Origin of the sequence: Sphingobacterium micropteri, assembly GCF_014692515.1 — a bacterium.
In the GTDB taxonomy this organism is placed as follows: domain Bacteria; phylum Bacteroidota; class Bacteroidia; order Sphingobacteriales; family Sphingobacteriaceae; genus Sphingobacterium; species Sphingobacterium micropteri.
Genome location: NZ_JACOIK010000004.1, coordinates 64,245 through 81,497 on the forward strand (window position 1 = coordinate 64,245; position 17,253 = coordinate 81,497).

Annotated in this window: 18 protein-coding genes and 3 tRNA genes; 9 read left to right on the forward strand and 12 right to left on the reverse strand. The window is 39.3% G+C overall.

The window, feature by feature from the left end:
- Positions 1-75: 75 nt before the first annotated feature.
- The 5 genes from H8B06_RS06235 to H8B06_RS06255 form a co-directional block, all read right to left on the reverse strand.
- Positions 76-1,167: a helix-turn-helix domain-containing protein gene (locus H8B06_RS06235; protein ID WP_190993446.1), complete on the reverse strand. Its 1,092-nt coding sequence runs from the start codon at positions 1,165-1,167 to the stop codon at positions 76-78.
- Positions 1,168-1,207: 40 nt separating this feature from the next.
- A complete protein-coding gene (locus H8B06_RS06240; RefSeq protein WP_190993447.1) occupies positions 1,208-2,404 on the reverse strand; it encodes an MFS transporter in 1,197 nt (398 codons plus the stop codon).
- On the reverse strand, positions 2,401-4,821 hold the full coding sequence (locus tag H8B06_RS06245; RefSeq protein ID WP_190993448.1) for a TonB-dependent receptor: 2,421 nt from the start codon (positions 4,819-4,821) through the stop codon (positions 2,401-2,403). The genes H8B06_RS06240 and H8B06_RS06245 overlap by 4 nt, the downstream gene beginning before the upstream one ends.
- 504 nt (positions 4,822-5,325) lie before the next feature.
- The gene (locus tag H8B06_RS06250) at positions 5,326-6,606 is read right to left on the reverse strand and encodes a tyrosine-type recombinase/integrase (RefSeq protein ID WP_190993449.1); all 1,281 of its coding nucleotides are present in this window, start codon (positions 6,604-6,606) and stop codon (positions 5,326-5,328) included.
- Positions 6,607-6,795: 189 nt separating this feature from the next.
- Positions 6,796-6,869 (reverse strand) — tRNA-Ile (locus tag H8B06_RS06255).
- Between the two features lie 88 nt (positions 6,870-6,957).
- Between H8B06_RS06255 and H8B06_RS06260 the strand changes: the two genes are divergently transcribed.
- A complete protein-coding gene (locus H8B06_RS06260) occupies positions 6,958-7,587 on the forward strand; it encodes an HAD family hydrolase (protein WP_130140045.1) in 630 nt (209 codons plus the stop codon).
- Positions 7,588-7,682: 95 nt separating this feature from the next.
- Positions 7,683-7,874 carry a 30S ribosomal protein S21 gene (gene rpsU, locus H8B06_RS06265; protein WP_130140044.1) on the forward strand — a complete coding sequence of 64 codons (192 nt, stop codon included), beginning with the start codon at positions 7,683-7,685 and terminating at the stop codon, positions 7,872-7,874.
- A 34-nt stretch (positions 7,875-7,908) separates the two neighbouring features.
- Here the strand turns inward: rpsU and H8B06_RS06270 are convergent, their stop codons facing one another.
- The 3 genes from H8B06_RS06270 to H8B06_RS06280 are packed head-to-tail and all read right to left on the reverse strand — an operon-like array spanning position 7,909 to position 11,238.
- The gene (locus tag H8B06_RS06270) at positions 7,909-9,075 is read right to left on the reverse strand and encodes a glycosyltransferase family 4 protein (protein WP_190993450.1); all 1,167 of its coding nucleotides are present in this window, start codon (positions 9,073-9,075) and stop codon (positions 7,909-7,911) included.
- Entirely contained in the window at positions 9,056-10,063 is a 1,008-nt protein-coding gene (locus H8B06_RS06275; protein WP_190993451.1) for a lysylphosphatidylglycerol synthase transmembrane domain-containing protein, read from the reverse strand. The genes H8B06_RS06270 and H8B06_RS06275 overlap by 20 nt, the downstream gene beginning before the upstream one ends.
- A complete protein-coding gene (locus H8B06_RS06280) occupies positions 10,063-11,238 on the reverse strand; it encodes a glycosyltransferase family 4 protein (protein WP_190993452.1) in 1,176 nt (391 codons plus the stop codon). Before H8B06_RS06280 ends, H8B06_RS06275 begins: the two co-directional genes overlap by 1 nt.
- 198 nt (positions 11,239-11,436) lie before the next feature.
- Between H8B06_RS06280 and H8B06_RS06285 the strand changes: the two genes are divergently transcribed.
- Positions 11,437-12,396, forward strand: coding sequence for an endonuclease/exonuclease/phosphatase family protein (locus tag H8B06_RS06285; protein ID WP_190993453.1), 960 nt, complete (start codon positions 11,437-11,439; stop codon positions 12,394-12,396).
- Between the two features lie 19 nt (positions 12,397-12,415).
- Here H8B06_RS06285 and H8B06_RS06290 read toward each other — a convergent pair whose 3' ends face one another.
- Positions 12,416-12,661, reverse strand: coding sequence for a hypothetical protein (locus H8B06_RS06290; protein ID WP_190993454.1), 246 nt, complete (start codon positions 12,659-12,661; stop codon positions 12,416-12,418).
- Between the two features lie 102 nt (positions 12,662-12,763).
- On the opposite strand from H8B06_RS06290, the gene H8B06_RS06295 reads away from it, so the two are divergent.
- The 3 genes from H8B06_RS06295 to H8B06_RS06305 all read left to right on the forward strand — a co-directional run bounded on the left by H8B06_RS06295 (position 12,764) and on the right by H8B06_RS06305 (position 14,725).
- Positions 12,764-13,237, forward strand: coding sequence for a hypothetical protein (locus H8B06_RS06295; protein WP_190993455.1), 474 nt, complete (start codon positions 12,764-12,766; stop codon positions 13,235-13,237).
- A 79-nt stretch (positions 13,238-13,316) separates the two neighbouring features.
- The gene (locus H8B06_RS06300; RefSeq protein WP_190993456.1) at positions 13,317-13,694 is read left to right on the forward strand and encodes a hypothetical protein; all 378 of its coding nucleotides are present in this window, start codon (positions 13,317-13,319) and stop codon (positions 13,692-13,694) included.
- A 74-nt stretch (positions 13,695-13,768) separates the two neighbouring features.
- Positions 13,769-14,725 (forward strand): helix-turn-helix transcriptional regulator, encoded by a 957-nt coding sequence (locus tag H8B06_RS06305; RefSeq protein WP_190993457.1) that lies wholly within the window; start codon positions 13,769-13,771, stop codon positions 14,723-14,725.
- Between the two features lie 65 nt (positions 14,726-14,790).
- On the opposite strand, the gene H8B06_RS06310 is transcribed toward H8B06_RS06305, so the two are convergent.
- Positions 14,791-15,264, reverse strand: a complete 474-nt coding sequence (locus tag H8B06_RS06310; RefSeq protein WP_190993458.1) for a DinB family protein — start codon at positions 15,262-15,264, stop codon at positions 14,791-14,793.
- Positions 15,265-15,436: 172 nt separating this feature from the next.
- Between H8B06_RS06310 and H8B06_RS06315 the strand changes: the two genes are divergently transcribed.
- A tRNA-Ser gene (locus H8B06_RS06315) sits at positions 15,437-15,524 on the forward strand.
- 57 nt (positions 15,525-15,581) lie between these two features.
- Here H8B06_RS06315 and H8B06_RS06320 read toward each other — a convergent pair.
- Positions 15,582-15,812, reverse strand: coding sequence for a hypothetical protein (locus tag H8B06_RS06320; protein ID WP_130140034.1), 231 nt, complete (start codon positions 15,810-15,812; stop codon positions 15,582-15,584).
- Positions 15,813-16,086: 274 nt separating this feature from the next.
- On the opposite strand from H8B06_RS06320, the gene H8B06_RS06325 reads away from it, so the two are divergent.
- Both H8B06_RS06325 and H8B06_RS06330 read left to right on the forward strand, forming a co-directional pair.
- Positions 16,087-16,446, forward strand: coding sequence for a DUF2200 domain-containing protein (locus tag H8B06_RS06325; RefSeq protein ID WP_130140033.1), 360 nt, complete (start codon positions 16,087-16,089; stop codon positions 16,444-16,446).
- 134 nt (positions 16,447-16,580) lie between these two features.
- Positions 16,581-16,657: transfer RNA gene (locus H8B06_RS06330), tRNA-Ala, on the forward strand.
- Between the two features lie 45 nt (positions 16,658-16,702).
- On the opposite strand, the gene H8B06_RS06335 is transcribed toward H8B06_RS06330, so the two are convergent.
- A complete protein-coding gene (locus tag H8B06_RS06335; RefSeq protein ID WP_190993459.1) occupies positions 16,703-17,236 on the reverse strand; it encodes a lipocalin family protein in 534 nt (177 codons plus the stop codon).
- Positions 17,237-17,253: the final 17 nt, after the last annotated feature.

The window sequence follows — 17,253 nt, forward strand, 5'->3', positions numbered from 1 at the left end:
CATTGTTAATCAACACACTTAAATGGGGGGTAAACAATGAGGTACAGCGCACCTATATATGTAGAATAATTAAGACTAAACACTGCTTTTTCTATAATCTGTTGGTGTATAGTTTGTCATTTTTTTGAAAGTGTTATTAAAGGAGGTTTTCGAATTAAATCCAGATTCATAAGCTATAACGAGGACATTTAAATGGTCATAATCTGAATTTTTTAATAGTTCCTTGGCTTTGCGAACCCGATATCGATTAATAAAATTGAAGAAATTCTCTCCCATTGCGTTGTTTATTAAATAAGATAATTGGTGGGTAGTTAAATTCATTTGTTCAGCGAGCTTAACAAGATTGAGCTCACTATTGAGATAAGGCTTTTCGAGTTCCATAAGTCGGAGCAATTTTTCCTTTAGTTGATGCAAGTCAGCATCCTCTATGACCTTGACCTTAGGAACGTCTGTTTGTTGCTCAATTAGCGTATTATTGCTGACGATGTCGGAGAGCTCTATTCCCTGAGGGTAGATCTCCTTTTGTCGAAGCGAATAAAATGCAACTAGATAAACTACCGCAACGAAGAATAGATTGATGTAGATACTGAGCGACTCTGCTTTCGTCAAAAAATTGTACGCCGTGACGATAGTTGCTGATCCGATAAAGCTATAAGTAATATATTTAATCCAACGCAGGTCTATTTTTTCGGTATAGGAATGAAAGGACTTAATTGCACGCTGGTGTTTTAAAATTTTCGCATGTGCCCATATTATGTAAAATACGGAGTGCCCTAGGAAAAATACGATAGAGCCAACTTCAAATAACTCGTTTTTAACGCTTGGCCTAAATAATAGATATAATAAAAATACCGTGGGCGCAATGGCTATCCCTCCATGCTTCCAAGTTAACCTTGTGTCTGGTTCGGTATAAAATTTGACACTTAAAAAGAAGGTTATTGGTACTAAAAATTGAAACGTCCTTAATATGATAAATACGGCACTTGTTGTATTGAGGTGTTCAGAAAATAAAAGCTCATCAAGCCAGAAAGTCGACCATTGAAATGTAAAAATGCCAAATAATAGATTGGCTCTCCGATTAACGGACGTCACGTTACTGAGATGTAGAAACGATAACAATAGCAATCCTCCTGCTATCAACATAGTGGCAATAAGATCTAGATTCATATGTCTAAAATTACGCTTAAAATATAAATAAGGAAAATCACTAAACAACATCTTCCCACTCGTTCGGTTTTATACTCTTGTATGTTGACATAAAAACTAGCTGTACCAAGATTATCCCCGCAATACATACAAATAGGACAGGATATCCGAAATTTTGAGCAATATATCCCGACACGAATATTATCGGATTATAGAATAAGCTGGACAGAAAGTTTTGCAGTGAGTAATCTGTTGCCTCCACGCCACTTCGAACATGTCGCATAGCCACATCGTTTAATATCATGCCGGTTAAACCGAGCATACTACCCATAGCCAAGCATAGAAATATAATTATAGTTGTTTGTGAAGATGAAACATAGCTTAATAGAAATGCTGAGGCAATGGCTATGATATTGGCCACAATAGCAATTATCAACTTCGTCCGTATTTCTGCTCGCTTAAAAACAAGGCCAGCGACAAGCCCAGAAGCCACCGCAGCGCCCATGCCCCATATACCGAAAATATATCCGACTTCGGCGAGACCGAGACCTTTGTCTATCAACTGAGGATTAGAAAAATAAAAAGCGACATTGGCAGGGATTTTCAATAAAAGCAAAAGAGGTATCCATTTTTTAAATTTAGCATCTTTAAAATATTCAAGCATTTGTCGTATCGAAACGTCCGATCTTGTGTCCGGTTTCTTACTGTATTTATTATAACGGATTGTAGCTATCACCGGAATAAGTGTTACAACAGTCAGCAATGTAATAGTTGCATCCCACCCCAATCGGTCATAGACAAGTAGTACTCCGCCACCGCCAATTAATAATCCAAAATACCCGCCACCTGCTTGTAACCCGTTCCCGATACTCTTTTCTTTATCCGTTAATGATGTAATTGCGAACGCATCCATGGCGATATCCTGTACACTCATACAAAAGATCGCAAGGGTAAACAATATAAGCAACCCGTATAAGCTATCGACGTATAGAAAGCTCGCCGGAAAAAGAAATAATGCATACAATATACTCGCAGTGGATACCCATTTGAAGTAACTGCTACCAAATCGATCTACGAGTGGCGCCCATAAGAAACTTAGGGCATAAGGAATCATAACAAGCGATAAATAGCCAATTTTATCCAATCCAATGCCTTCCGAACGCATGATGGTTAGCAATGCCGTTCCCATAAATGCTATGGGGATGGATTGTGTGAAATATAATAAGCCAATAATAGCGTATTTAGCATTCGTCTTCATCGATTCTGAAATCTAAGAGACAGAGTTAAGCCGTAATTTCCGGGGGCACCGAGAACAACGAAAGGTGAACCCGAAGCATAAATACTTGAAATATATCGGTGGTTGAAAATATTTTTCATCCAGAAAGCGATTCCTATCTGTTGATAGTTTGCTTGAAGCCTCACGTTGAATAGCGGGTAAGATCGCTGGCTAATAGAGTTTGCGATGTCAAAAGATTGAAATCCGATATGATTCCATTCCAGCCGGGCGGTACCAATGATTTTCGGAGCTATTGGATAACTGTACTGTGCGACCAACATAGACGTGAAATCAGGCTGGGAAATGAGTCGATTGCCTGACAAATCTATTTCATCGCCTTTGGTGGGATCCGGGGTAGCCATTTTTTTATATCGTCCAGTAGTAAAGCCAAATGCGTAATCCAATTCAAGATCCTTTGCCAATAATGCCGAAACTTCTAATTCTAAACCGGAACTTACCGCCCTCCCAGCATTTTGCAGGGCTACATCAAATGTAGATCCAGGCAAAAACATCGCGACTTGCATATCTCGCCAGTCGATATGGAATGCGGCGAAGCTAGCTGAAAACTTATTGGCTAAACCGTTAAGTTTGAGTCCCAGCTCCCAATTCGTTGAAAATTCTGGATCATAGGTCAGAAATGCCGGTATACTTGTTCGATTATTTAAACCACCCGCACGGAACCCTGTGGAATAAGTGCCATAAAACATAATCGCGTCCATAGGTTTAAAACTCAAATTCACCTTATGTGTGAACGCGGTATATTTTCCCGGTATCCGCATACGTTGCTGGATTTCGGTATCAGGCGTTCCTTCCTTAATCATATCGGTTTGGGTATACATTAATTTGTTTTCCCAATCGTATCTTAACCCTGCTGTAATTTCCAGTTTTGGTAAGATCGTATAGGACATCTGGCCGAAAACTGCGATTCCCGCATTATAAAATTGTGAGGGTGTCCGTAGTTGATATGGCGCATAGCTATCTCCATCGAACACGGCGTCTTCGCCAACATGTATCACGCCTATTTCCTTACGCTGATGATAGTGGAGAAAACTTCCCACAGTCCAATATAAGTTAGGCATGCCGAGATTGTTGTTATCAAAACGTAATTCCTGTGTCAGCGTTCCCGATGCATTATCGTTGGGCGAATCCACATACACCGAACTGTTGATGTCTCGCGGAGTCCAATCAAAATCCCATCGACCATCTTTTATAAAGCGGTTACTGTATTGGTAAGCTGTGATGCTATGTATGTTAAACCGCCTGTTGTGGTTTTTCATACTTAGGGACACATTCCAAAGATCCCGAACTTCATTTCCGGAGGTATCCTGATTGGTTACATGTCGATAAATTGTTTTTTGGGGGTCGTATAGGATAAATGGAAAAGTGCCATGATTTTCCGAGTGTTGTATTTTAAAATTAATGTTCATGTCCCAAGCACTGGATGGCATGTACCTTATTGTAGCGCTACCTCCAACATGATGGTTTTTATCAAATCGATTTCCATCATAGACATTTGTATAATAGCCGTCTGACTTATTAACAAAACCTGCTATATTAGCCGATAAATCTTTATACAGCGGAATACTTGTTCCTACAACATAACGCTGAGCACCAAAATCTCCAATACTTGCTTCTGCGAAACCCAATGAACCCTGAGCGAGGTTTGGCTTTTTTGTAATGATATTGATCACCCCCGCCATCGCATTTCTACCATACAGAGTTCCTTGAGGTCCCCTTAACACTTCGATGCGTTCGATATTATATAGAAGCGCCATAGTATTGGCGATATCGTACTGTAATATACCATCTAAATAAACCGCAACTGGTTGATCAAACGACGCACCCCCCGGAGGTACAATACCTCTGATAGAGAAAGAATGCATATCGCTGCCGGTCATTTGAATGTGCACATTGGGCGCCACTGATCCCAAGTCAGCCAGATTCCATAGCCGAAATTTTTCCACATCTTCCGATTGGATTACGGAAACGGCGGAGGGGGTATTTTGTAATAACCGCTCTCGTTTATCGGCTGTGATAGTTACCTGTTGCAATGCTATTTCGTTTTTCTTACAAACAAAGGTGATATTGCTTTCGACCACATTTCGCTTATGAACAGTCTGTGTTTCGTGTTGGTAACCTAATGCTGACACCTTGACAATTATAGAATCTAGGACGATATCGGATATATTAAAAAAACCCATCTCGTCCGTCGATGTCCCAAGATGGACGTTACTCACTGTTACTGATGCGTTCTCAATAGGGTTGCCATCGATGTCGTAGACATATCCGCTAACGTTCCATAGCTTTTGTTGAGCAGTGGTACTTCCAATATTTACTATAATTGCAAAAATCACCGCAGCAACTCTTGAGAAATCCAAATCCACATTATTTAGAATCATTATTAATAAATTAAATTTGATGCGAATTTGGGATAAAAATGATTCGAAATAACCACGCGAGAAGAACAAAAATCAACTCAAGAAGAACTTTTCGTGGAGTCCAACCCGTTTACCGACAGGTAAAACTCTATTGATTGTGACAACCGATGATGCTATTGGCGTCAATAATACAAATTGATTGATGTATAGTCAGTCAAGGACTGATAGAGAATTTTGTAATGCTCCGCGGAAAGAACTAATGCTTCCTCGGTTTTGTCGTGTTCCAAAGGAAAATCAACCAAACACCAAAAGCAACAACAAATCCAATCCATGGGGTTTTCATGGACAGTGCGGCAAAGAAACCTATTGTTGCGAGAATACAAGTGATAAAAAACCAAAACACAGTTTTCATGATAATCAGAATTTACATTTTAAAAAATGATCCCATCGAATTGCACGGGCATTAGATTCCTCATACAATTCGACGATGATAGTTATTACATATTAGGCGGCCACGCTCTTTATTCAGTTTTTTGCCTGTATTTTCTTCATCACCTTGATTTCAACTTTTTTAAGCTGTGCAATGACTTTCCGCTGAACGTCATCCACAATTTTCCAATCTTTGGCGATGTAGATGTCCGTTGTACGATTACCTTCGTCAACGTGGTTGAGCGCAAGTGCTACATCGTCCTTACTCATGCGACAATCATTTCGTGCGGTGTTGGCAAATGTATGCCTTGCCCAATACAGCGTAAGATCGGGTATCCCCGTCAATTTGCGTAATTGCTCCATGCCTTTACATAATGCCCAATTAAGGGCATTGGCACTTGAATAGCGTTCACGTAATTTGCCTAAATATTTTTCCAATAAAGGCTTGGCTTCATCGACAATCTTAATACTGATAAAGGCATTGTCCTTACGCTTGCCCTGTGTCTTGGAACGGTAATAGTCTAAACGTCCGTTTCTAACATCACGTTCCGTTATTTGATACAGGTCTACGGCATTTATGCCACAAAGGTAGAACGAAAGCATATAAAGTTCCTTTGCCAATTCCGCACGACTTCCGGGGGTGGTTACACAATCCCGAATAGTTAATACTTGTTCAAGTGTATTGTTCCTTTTCTTTGTGAGGGGTGGGGAACCAACCTTGTATTTCTTGAATGGATAATGCTTGATGCGGTATATTCCAAGGTCTTCATTGTTGTATAGGTCACGTGCAGCATTGAATAACGTCCGCAGGTCACGCATTTGATTATGTAGTCCGCTGTCGGATAACCCTTTTTCTTTCGTAGTAACTTCATTTCCCAATTGATTAACCCTTGCCATAGTTCTTTCTGATCGCATGTAACGCTCGTATGCCATTAGCATATTGGAATTGATCTCCTTGATCGAGACGGATGTCCTATTGAAATAATCGACCAAGCTGTTACGGATTTTCCGGTGGTTGTTCGCGGTTCCCGTACGCTTTTCTTTTCTTAGACGTTCGATGTGTTGGTCGCAAAATTTGATGAAATCGATATCCTCATCTTTGTCACGCAGGTAATCGCTCAGGGATTCCGCGGTAAAATAATCCAATCGTTCGTCAAGCTCACTAATCATCTTGCGATAATCCCTAAGCTGCTTCTCGACCTTGTCGGCGATAAACGGGTCTTTGACCTTAAAGTCTTTGGTTAATTGTTTCCTGACGACAAAATGAGTTGTGTCAAGATACTTTCTTAATCTTTTGTGTTGCACACAAATTTTCACATTGTAGGTGCCATCGGCTTTTTTGTGATGCTCGAACACCTTTGCACTAACGGTTGCCATAGTTCTTTCGAAATTGGCACGTAAAAGGGCTGTAACACATTTGTAACACTTTTACGTGAAGTTCAACAAAAATCTATGCAAGTCACGTCGATTCGGGGTATCCGATGCGACGTAGGACAGATGTCCCTAAAGTGCCCTAAGAAACGAAAAAAGCCGTTTTCCCTTGCGGAAAAACGACTTTTCGATTTGTGCGCCCACCTGGGCTCGAACCAGGGACCAAAAGATTATGAGTCTTCTACTCTAACCGACTGAGCTATAGGCGCAGTTTTTTAACCTATCAAAAAGAACGCACTGTCATTCCGTTTTGACGATGCAATTATCGATATTTGCACGGAGAAAACAAAATTTTCCATGCAAAAAATTAAAAATATTATACTCGATTACGGCAATGTTATTTTTATGATTGACTTTGTTCGCGTGCGAGAAGCCTTTATATCCTTGGGTATCAAAAATGTAAATGATTTTTTTGGACATCGGGCACAAGATCCCCTATTTGACTCTTTTGATCGAGGAGAAATTAGTGCCGCTGAATTTAGGAATGGGATTCGAGAGCGAGCAAACTGCCCAGACCTGACCGATAAACAAATTAATGACGCTTGGAATGCTTTATTAATCGGAGTGCCAGAGGGCAAACATGAAATATTGGAGTACCTGCAAACAAAATATCGCCTATTTTTGCTGAGTAATAACAACGAAATTCACTATGCATATTGCATGCAACATATTCAGGAAAAATATGGTGTTCCGGACAACTCGGTATTCTTTGAGAAAACATATTATTCACATGTAATAGGTTTACGCAAACCCAATCGGGATATTTTTGACCATTTAGTGATTGATACAGGCATTCAACAACAAGAAACTTTGTTTATTGACGATAGTCCACAACATTTGGAAACAGCGGAAAAATTAGGATTTCAAACCGCATTGTGTAGTCAGGAAGAGCCTTTGGAAGAAATTGTAAAAAAATTGGGATTATGAAACATTTCTTAGACAATCCCTTTCTATATCTAAATTATTTCTCTATCTTTGCACACACAAAAAATTAAAAGGGCACGAAAGGAGGTATTTAAAGCATGATTATCGTAAATGTAAAAGAAGGAGAATCTTTAGACAGAGCGTTGAAACGTTTCAAAAAGAAATTTGAAAAAACTGGTGTATTACGTGAACTTCGTTCTCGTCAAGCATACGAGAAAAAATCAGTAACTCGTCGTACCCAGATTAAGAAAGCAATCTATAAACAACATTTAAACCAAGAGAACGTTTAATATTGTTTGATACGATAAAAAATAAAAGAGGCTTTTAGCCTCTTTTTTTATGTTGACACAACCTCTTAAATAATACGGCATAATCATTTACCATTTTGTCCCAACCGAAATGATTTAATGTGTACTTACGAAAAGCATACCGCTGCTGCCCTTCCGTATCCCACCGGTGTTGGATTGCTTGCGACCAAGCCTCTGCATTCTCCGGTTCCACCTGTATGCCATTTTTTTGGTGTTGTATAGCATCTGTAATTCCATCCAGTGCTGACGCCAGCACCAATGCCCCACAGGCACTTGCTTCCAGACATACCAGACCAAACCCCTCCATATCGCCTTCGACTTTAATATTAGGCATTAAGAATGCCTCGGCATGACTCAACAGAATTTCTACCTCTTCCAACGGTAATTTGCCTAGATGCGTGATCTTTTTGTCATATGCAGGATCGTTTAATAAAGTACATAGCGCTGCTTGGTCTGAAGGATAGCCCATAAAAAGCATATATAGGGTGCGACACCTCTCCGGTAAACCCGCCAACAGTTTGTCTACTTTTGATGGCTCTTTAGACAATGGACCAGCCATGACTAAATGATATTCTTCCGGAAGCAACGGAAGTACCTCACGAATAAACCACGAAAAACCCTTTCGCTTAACAGGCCTACCTAATGTTACTAAAATTTTACGATGAGCCGGCAAATGATATTTGTGCCGAAACTGTTCCCAATCCTCGATATTATTTTTCGGTTCCAACTGATGATCAATACCATTTGCGATAACCGAAACCTTCTTTTTGTCTATCCCGCGTCTGATAGCCGCGGTAGCCGTTGCGTGACTGACTGCGACGATATGATCGTATCGATTAAATCGCGGTAAAATGAAACGTTGATAGACCTTAAGTGGAAAGACGACATCTAACCCGTGGAGCGTAACGACCCTACGCAGATGCGTATAGCCTACATGCCAGAGGCCAACAGCCGCTATCAACCCATCATTAAAATGTATTATACCGATCTTAGGGTATCGATGTATCATCGATAGGATACGTCCATTTAATTTGCGAAAAAACTGAAAGTAGCTTTCTTCCCCTGTATAAACAATTTTTCGTACAATGGCGTGTGCATGCATGCCTTCAATCAGCTCATAACTTTGCTTTTCCATCCCTCCAGTAGCAGGTGGATACTTGTGACTAACGAACAGTATTTCCATGTTTGAAAATGCTAAGCGTATCGGTTTTGCGGACAAAAACATAACAGATTACCCCCACTAATATCCAACATATTTGACGAGCACGGCGCAATATCGATACAGTTATCCATACGGTAGCCCCCTGAATACTTATACTCGCCAACAGTATCTTATTACCTAATTCCTCTATCCCTAACTGCCCTGGTATAAATGCACCGACGCTTTTAAAGATCATGACGCCCATATCCATCCATACGCTATGCATTAACGGTACATCGTAGTTCAGAAAACGAAGGATAAAATAAAATTCCAGGCCTCCTATCAACCAATGTAAAAAAAAGAAAAAGTAAGACCACCAAAAGAGCTTTGTGTGATGCTGAAAAAAATATCGTGTTTGCACGGCTAAACTACGAATAACCTTACAGAGGCGTTGCCATAAATTAAAAGAGCCTACCTCTTGCGTCTCAACTGTACTCCGCTTTTGATGTAGCAGATAGAAAAACAATATTTTTAATGAAAGTAATAATGCAATCAGTATGCATAAACCATATAGCCAAAACGCTTGTCGTGAATTATCCATGATAACCACTAACCAACAAAGAGATAAGATGAAAAGCAGCAGTTGTGATAATATGGCGGTAACACGTGACACGACAACAGATGTTGATGCATTGCTGTTTGAAATGGAGTAGGATTTCAATAGTTCGTTCTTGAGCATATCCCCTCCGACGACGCTCGACGGGTTATAAAGCCCTACCGTTTCGCCAATTTGCCTAATTCCAAAAAGCTGCCCTAAAGAAATGCGGGTACGTTCTGATCCTAAACAAATCCACCAACCTATTGTACCGAGCATATACGCTATAAGAGTGATCAATAGAATGACAAAAAAACCCGATCCAATTTTCCGAAGCTCAGCCAAAACGATCGCGAAATCCACCTGAACAATAAATATTGCTATGGGAACAACGATACAGGCAAATATTAAAATTTTAAGGCTTTTCTTGTACATTAGCAAGCTGCCCAGACAATATTTTTGTTGGATTGCAATCCTAATCGCGTCACTTCGTCAAAATAGCGATCTACCAGGTTTTTCCAGTCTAATTTTTCCGTGTAAGCGATTCCGGTGTCACTGATAAATTTATGTAACGTCGGATCTGCGAGCAACATCCTGATATAAATAAGAAAATCCTCTGCAGACCTAGGCAGACATTTATAGCCAGTTTGTCCGTGTCGTACCAAATCTGCACTTCCTCCGCCATCAGCGATAACACAGGGAAGGCCAGAAGCCATTGCTTCTACAACCACATTTCCGTAGGTTTCCGAGATCGACGGAAAAACAAAAATATCCGATGAAGCATACAGTTTCGCAAGATCGCTGTGGGATAATGTCCCCAAAAAAATAGCTTCTGGCATTTGCCGTTTCATCTCCTCCCCTGCAGCTCCATCACCCGCCACAATAAAATTATGGGGCAAATGCGATCTCTGAAGCCGTTTATAAATTTCGATCAAAGTTTGTATATTTTTTTCCCACACCAACCTACTGGCAAACAATATATTGGGATTGTCGTTTCCCGTAATATCGCGCACATAAGCCCTATCTCTTTTTTCCGGATTGAAAAGCTTTAAATCAATGCCACGTTGCCATAAGATCATTTTATCTCTTTCTACACCTAGATCCTCCAGCTGTTTTTGCATAGCACAGGACGGTACATAGACCACGTCACAGTTGTTATAAAATCGTCGAGTAGCAGACGTCATCCAGCGTTGCACAGGTTTAATAAGCGTAGGAACCTTCCGAAAATAATAGGGTATATAAGAAAGAAAATTGGTGTGATAAAGACTGATAACCGGAATATTTCGTGATCGCGCATAACGTAAAGCAAAAAAACCCAATAAAGAAGGGGTAGCAATATGGATAACATCCGGCTGGAACGCATCCAATTGTTGCTTAATCTGCCCCTTTACCAACGCCGGCAGACTAATACTGTAGTCTGCATTTAAACCTGTATTGAGCGTGGGTATACGAATCGAGGCATGTCCTTCTATCTCTTCCGGTCCTTTTCCATAAATAAAAAAGAAAGAAAAACGTTCTATATCGATTCGATTGATGATTTGAAACATGGTACGGGCAGCACCATCATATTCTTCAAACAAGATCTCCGCAAAAAAAGCGATTCTTATCATATACTTAGATGTTTGTTTTTACGAAAATAAACATGACATATTTTCTTAATAGAAACTGAATATTAATGATTTATGAAATTTCATATACTTATTTACCTTTAATACATCATTTCCATACGGAAGCATAATAGATGGTTTACAAATATCTAACACTCATGCACTAGCTTTGATGTATAAAAATAAAACCATGCATTCAATATGATATCGCATAGAAAGAAATACTGGCGAAAAGTTTTGTCTGTTTCATTCCTCCCCATTGTTTGTGGTCTTTATTTCACCAAAACCACACACTCCAACACAAATTCTATATCTTATATCGAGGAGCACACAATTGCATTGGAAGAGCGCAGTGAAGGTGAGCTATCCTTATTGACCTATAATGTAGCAGGTCTGCCTGATTTCCTTTCTGCCGCCGTAAATTCACGAGCAAGCAGTATGAAAGAAATTTCTAAAAAAATCAATCGTTTTGATATTGTCAATGTGCAGGAAGATTTCCATTATCATCACGAACTTTATGGAGAGGATAATAGGCATCGTTATCGCACTGAACATAAAATGGCAGTGCCTTACGGCGATGGACTCAATACCTTGTCCAAATACCCAATCCAAGAAACACGTCGTATTCCTTGGCAGCATTGTAATGGCTCAGATTGCTTAGCAGCGAAGGGATTTTCTTTTTCCCGTATCACCATCGCAAAATCAGTCAATGTCGATGTTTACAACATCCATGCTACGGCTCGGGATGACAAATATGCAGCTACCGCCCGACAAAAAAATATCGAACAGTTAGTAGACTATATCAACACGCATTCTGCCAGCAATGCTATTATCGTGATGGGCGATTTTAACGCACATTTTGCAGCTGCCTGGGATAACTTATCATGGTTTACCAAACAGACGGGCGTGCAAGATGTATGGGTCATGCTAATGAAAAATGGAAAATGTCCACTGCCCTATCCCACTTTTGTTCCAAGTGAGAAACTAACGCTAACGGATAGTTGTGAAAGTATCGATAAAATCTTTTTTCGTAATAGCACGTTTATTGAATTTTGTCCTCAAAGATATAAAGTGGAAAAGCAATATTTTACCGATGGAAATGATATACCGCTCTCCGATCATTATGCGATATCGTGTATCCTACAGTGGAAGAAAAAATAACATTTATGTTTGTTACATATCAATCTACTTTCGTCAACTCGGCAATCAACTCGTGTGTTTTTTCTTGAATCTCTTTCGGAAGCAACTGAAATATCTCCTGATCTAGGCTTAATAACTTCTCTTTCGCATATATCTCCGGCTTAAAAAAACAATCGCGTAACGAATTTACTTTTGATTCCTCCGATGTGAAATATGCCCGAAATTCTCCTTCTACTCGCTCTACAATCTTGTCAAGTTGCTCCTTGGTAATTAGACTGGTTTCCATATTGAATTTATATAATTATAAAACTTAAGCGTTAATACTTCTCTTATTAGAAACTGAATCCCGATGAAATTGTTCATAGAATAGACAATATCTTATTTGTTTATGGAAAACAACACAAATACACATGCCACACAGCTGCACGATCTTATTCAGATCCTTACAGAGCGTGTTGAAACTTACCGCGCAATTATTTCTTCTGTTGATGCCAACAAGGATATAGACTTGATAGCGTTTTTGGAAAAATGTATGCAACTAACACAGCAATTCAAATCGGAGCTCAATGGTGTGCTAGCCAAAGAGGATAGTCCATTTTCTGAACGGGAATGGGTGGCCAGCAATCTATATACGCGCTGGCAAGAAGAAAAACCTTCGGTAGAGGCAATCGGACGCGACCAGGTCATCGAAGTCTGCGAAAAAACGGAAAATACATTGCTTCGTATTTTTCAGGAGATTCTTTCTAATACAGGAAGCTTTACGGAAAGCACGACCGCCATGCTTAAAAGCCAAGCAACGCTTCAACAAGAAATCGTCGAACAAATAAAAGGTGCAACAAAAGCAACAGATCAAGAACGTTAATTTTTGTTAACAAAATGCTAACTGGCATTTCGATTGTAATATATCTGTAACAGTTTTAAGATTTACTAAATTAGATTATATGAAAACGAGTATTAAAATTTTGAGTTTATTATTTATTACATTTATCGCGTTTAGCTCTTGTAGTAAAGACGATGATCCCGCGGACAATGATTTGTTTTTGGGAAAGTATGAAGGATCAGTTTCTTTTAATAGTTCTGATGAAGAAGATGTATCCGAGACAAACGGCTCGGTCACCGTTACAAAAGTCGGCAATAATTATACCTTCAATTTTTCGGACGGTATTCCAACTTTAGGTGACATTACCATGGAAAAAGGAGACAATAATACGCTCGTCTTTAGCGACGGGGAACTTGGAACCATCCGAATTACTGCTTCTAGTTTGAACATTGCTTATATAAGAAACGGTCGCACATGGACGGCCGATTGTTCTCGCTAAAAAAGAGACATCAAACGAAAGAAAGCCAATCTAAGATTGGCTTTCTTTCGTTTCAAAATGTTTATTTTTACAGCATGGACGTTACAAAGCGGTTTAATAGAATTGTTGCTATTTACTTTCAACTGCAGGCAAAACCTATTGTGAAGGCACAGGATCTTGCCGAACAATTTGAAGTTAGCCAACGAACAATTTATCGTGATATAAAAGCACTGGAACAAGCGGGTATTCCCATTTACGGCGAAGCAGGCACAGGCTACGGACTCGTGGAGGGATACCGGTTGCCTCCCACTAAATTTTCTAAGGAAGAAATATTAACTCTTGCCGCAGCAGAAAAGTTGATGCAGAAATTTGTAGACCCTGATCTGTTCCGGCATTTTAGTTCTGCACTCAATAAAATCAAAGCCTACCTTCGCTACAACGAGAAGCTAAATGTAACGTTACTGGAAGAAAATATGTTAATGGGCTCGCTAACACATCGATTTAACGAAAACGTACCTTCTGCACTATCCATATTATTTGAAAGTATCGCTCAACATAAAATGGTTAATATGGATTATCAGAGCGGTACGTACAGTACCGCCGTACATCGGGAAATCGAACCCGTAGGTGTATTTCACCAGGGAAACTATTGGTATTTTATCGCTTACTGTCACCTGCGAAAAGATTATCGGCAATTTCGCATCGATCGAATCCAACGAATCCAACTAGCATCTACTCCTTTTACCAGAACGCATAAGTCATTATCACATTATCTAGAAAAAGAAGAACCTGCGCCAACCATAACCATACGAATAGCTGTACCTTTGGCATACGCGCGCTATATGGAATGGGAACGCTCCTATTATGGGTTTGTATCGGAAGAGATAATTGACACGGAGGTTATGATGACCTTCGCCTGTAGAAACATGGAACAGGAGTTTGCCCGCTGGTATCTCATGTTTGCGGATCAAGCACGTATTTTAGAGCCGGAGAAACTCAAAGAACATGTCAAAGCATTACTGGCCAATATTCAGGTTAAATTTACTTCATAAAAAATGCCCCACGTTACTAAAATCACATAGGGCACTTTATCAAATTACAACTCTCGACAATTGCGTTATGGTCTGTCCCAGAAAAAAGGAGGCTCAATACCCAGCGCCCGTAGATACACAAACCCTTGTGCCCGGTGGTGAATTTCGTTGTCAATAAAATATAACAGGTTACTGTATATAGGAAATTTATATTCGCCGAATAAATTATGCACCAAATGAAAGTCTTCTTCCGGAATCTGATTGAACAGCTCAATGATTTTCGGCGTATCTGCATCCCATTTTGCTAAAAGATCTTCTTTTGTGTTCAAAGCTAATTTGTGATTATAAGGTTGATCATCTCTTTCTACGATTCCTCGCAGTCCGGGTTCGGCGATGGACAATAATTCCATGATCAATTCCGAAAAAGATCGCATACCCCCTATTGAAAAATCAAAAAGCTCTTTTTCTGGAAATTTTTCCAGTGTTCGACGAGTCAGATCGCGATGTCCTAACCAATGTTTCAAAAACTCTTCCTTTGTTAAAATTGCTGTGGTTCCCATACCGTTAAATAATTAAAAATCAATAAATAGTCTTTTATAAATCTTATTACCATAACAAAATTATGGCATGGAATGACAACGGTATGTCAACAGTCCTTTCATCTTTTCAATTTATTAAAAAAGATTTAAAATTAGGTTTAAAATATAAATATTGTATATTTGCACACCGAAAAGAGAGATGTCTGAGTGGTTGAAAGAGCAGACCTGGAAAGTCTGTATACGGGATGACCGTATCGCGGGTTCGAATCCCGCTCTCTCTGCAAAAAATAAAGCCCGACCCCTATAATAGGTCGGGCTTTATTTTTTGCGAAAGATGCTCAATTTAAACCCGGGCGGTTAATCGTATCCTTACTGTTGTCGCGGTTCAAATTATCTAATGGAACGCCGGAATTATTTTCTAGTTGCTGATCGACAGTATCCGTATCTCGATTTCGTTCTAGATTATTCAACGGGACACCATTATCTTCGATGGGTTGCGAAAGAGAATCGGTCCTATCCGCAGATGATGGTCTTGATCCTCCGTTACAAGCGCTGAATAGTATACTCATCAGTATTATGCTTGCTAGGCAATTTTTTTTCAACATATCTATTTTTATAACTATGCTCATAATGTATATCTTTTTTCTTTAACGTATCGTTAGTCTTCTATATAAGAACATCTTTTATATGAAAAATGTTCGTCTGAATTTATTTTACAATCGTCTTTTTTTGACTTGATGAGACTAACAATAAAATCAACTATGCCCTACTCCTTAGACCTACATTTCGTATATTTAAGCATTTAAGTTTATCAGAGGCGACTGAAACACAAAAAAATCTGAAATGAAAACAACTTCTGAACATAATGAACGAATAGCAAAAATGACATTTGCTTCCGTTTATCCCCATTACGTGATCAAAGTGAAAAACAAAGGTAGAACAATAGAAGAGTTACATCAAGTCATCGAGTGGCTAACGGGATTTGATAACAAAAAACTACAAGAACTTATTGATGAAAACATAACCTTTGAAATATTGTTTGAGAGAGCTAATCTTAACCCTAACGCATCGCTCATAACCGGTGTAATTTGTGGCTATCGGATAGAAGAAATTGAAAACCCCTTAACAAGACAAGTCCGCTATTTAGACAAGTTGGTGGACGAACTGGCGAAAGGCAGAAAGATGGAAAAGATTTTAAGGTAATAAATCCTCATGATGATTTTTTCTATTAGGTATGATACACTTTTTTATTTTTAACGGTATGCTGCATGAACTTATTTAACATTCAGTTTGTGAATGCAAAGCATTTTATCTAAGTTTGAATGATTTTAAAAAAAGGGGGATTAGCTCAGCTGGCTAGAGCGTTTGGCTGGCAGCCAAAAGGTCATCGGTTCGACTCCGATATTCTCCACCATCGAAAATAGGCAAGGATTATTATTTAACCCTTGCCTATTTCTTATTATTCCTGTAACGTCCACACCAATTTATCAATCGCATATCCTGAACGTCTAGCATAAGCGAGATACTTCTGCTTAACATCATCCGGTATTGTTTTATCCCGTGATAGTATCCACATATAATCAAGATTTTCGCCGAACACCAAAGCATAACGATAATCATCATCAATCATCACAACGTTATATCCGGAATAAAACGGACCGAAAAAAGAAACCTTCAAAGCCCCCTCCTCTTCTGTTCTAACGAACTTTGCTCTGCCAATGCTTTGCTTATATTTTTCTTTTGCCATATCATATCCCTGATTATTGACCTGGATACTGCTATCGTCATTCAAAGCATAGGTAGCCAGTACATTTTTAAGATTTTTTTCCCAATAAAAATCCATACGGGCAATCTCATACCACTCTCCTAGATATTTTTCCTTCTGGAAACCTTGTACCACCGCTACATTCGATTTAACGGGCTTCAGCAAATTATATAAAGTTGTACCTGCCGCTACTGCTGCCAACAACAATAATGATTTTTTTCTATCCATACAGACTAAACCAAAAA

Coding starts and splice junctions, on each gene's coding strand:
- H8B06_RS06235 (WP_190993446.1), bottom strand. CDS start 1,167: ATGAATCTAGATCTTATTGCCACTATGTTGATAGCAGGAGGATTGCTA.
- H8B06_RS06240 (WP_190993447.1), bottom strand. CDS start 2,404: ATGAAGACGAATGCTAAATACGCTATTATTGGCTTATTATATTTCACA.
- H8B06_RS06245 (WP_190993448.1), bottom strand. CDS start 4,821: ATGATTCTAAATAATGTGGATTTGGATTTCTCAAGAGTTGCTGCGGTG.
- H8B06_RS06250 (WP_190993449.1), bottom strand. CDS start 6,606: ATGGCAACCGTTAGTGCAAAGGTGTTCGAGCATCACAAAAAAGCCGAT.
- H8B06_RS06260 (WP_130140045.1), top strand. CDS start 6,958: ATGCAAAAAATTAAAAATATTATACTCGATTACGGCAATGTTATTTTT.
- rpsU (WP_130140044.1), top strand. CDS start 7,683: ATGATTATCGTAAATGTAAAAGAAGGAGAATCTTTAGACAGAGCGTTG.
- H8B06_RS06270 (WP_190993450.1), bottom strand. CDS start 9,075: ATGGAAATACTGTTCGTTAGTCACAAGTATCCACCTGCTACTGGAGGG.
- H8B06_RS06275 (WP_190993451.1), bottom strand. CDS start 10,063: ATGTACAAGAAAAGCCTTAAAATTTTAATATTTGCCTGTATCGTTGTT.
- H8B06_RS06280 (WP_190993452.1), bottom strand. CDS start 11,238: ATGATAAGAATCGCTTTTTTTGCGGAGATCTTGTTTGAAGAATATGAT.
- H8B06_RS06285 (WP_190993453.1), top strand. CDS start 11,437: ATGATATCGCATAGAAAGAAATACTGGCGAAAAGTTTTGTCTGTTTCA.
- H8B06_RS06290 (WP_190993454.1), bottom strand. CDS start 12,661: ATGGAAACCAGTCTAATTACCAAGGAGCAACTTGACAAGATTGTAGAG.
- H8B06_RS06295 (WP_190993455.1), top strand. CDS start 12,764: ATGGAAAACAACACAAATACACATGCCACACAGCTGCACGATCTTATT.
- H8B06_RS06300 (WP_190993456.1), top strand. CDS start 13,317: ATGAAAACGAGTATTAAAATTTTGAGTTTATTATTTATTACATTTATC.
- H8B06_RS06305 (WP_190993457.1), top strand. CDS start 13,769: ATGGACGTTACAAAGCGGTTTAATAGAATTGTTGCTATTTACTTTCAA.
- H8B06_RS06310 (WP_190993458.1), bottom strand. CDS start 15,264: ATGGGAACCACAGCAATTTTAACAAAGGAAGAGTTTTTGAAACATTGG.
- H8B06_RS06320 (WP_130140034.1), bottom strand. CDS start 15,812: ATGAGTATACTATTCAGCGCTTGTAACGGAGGATCAAGACCATCATCT.
- H8B06_RS06325 (WP_130140033.1), top strand. CDS start 16,087: ATGAAAACAACTTCTGAACATAATGAACGAATAGCAAAAATGACATTT.
- H8B06_RS06335 (WP_190993459.1), bottom strand. CDS start 17,236: ATGGATAGAAAAAAATCATTATTGTTGTTGGCAGCAGTAGCGGCAGGT.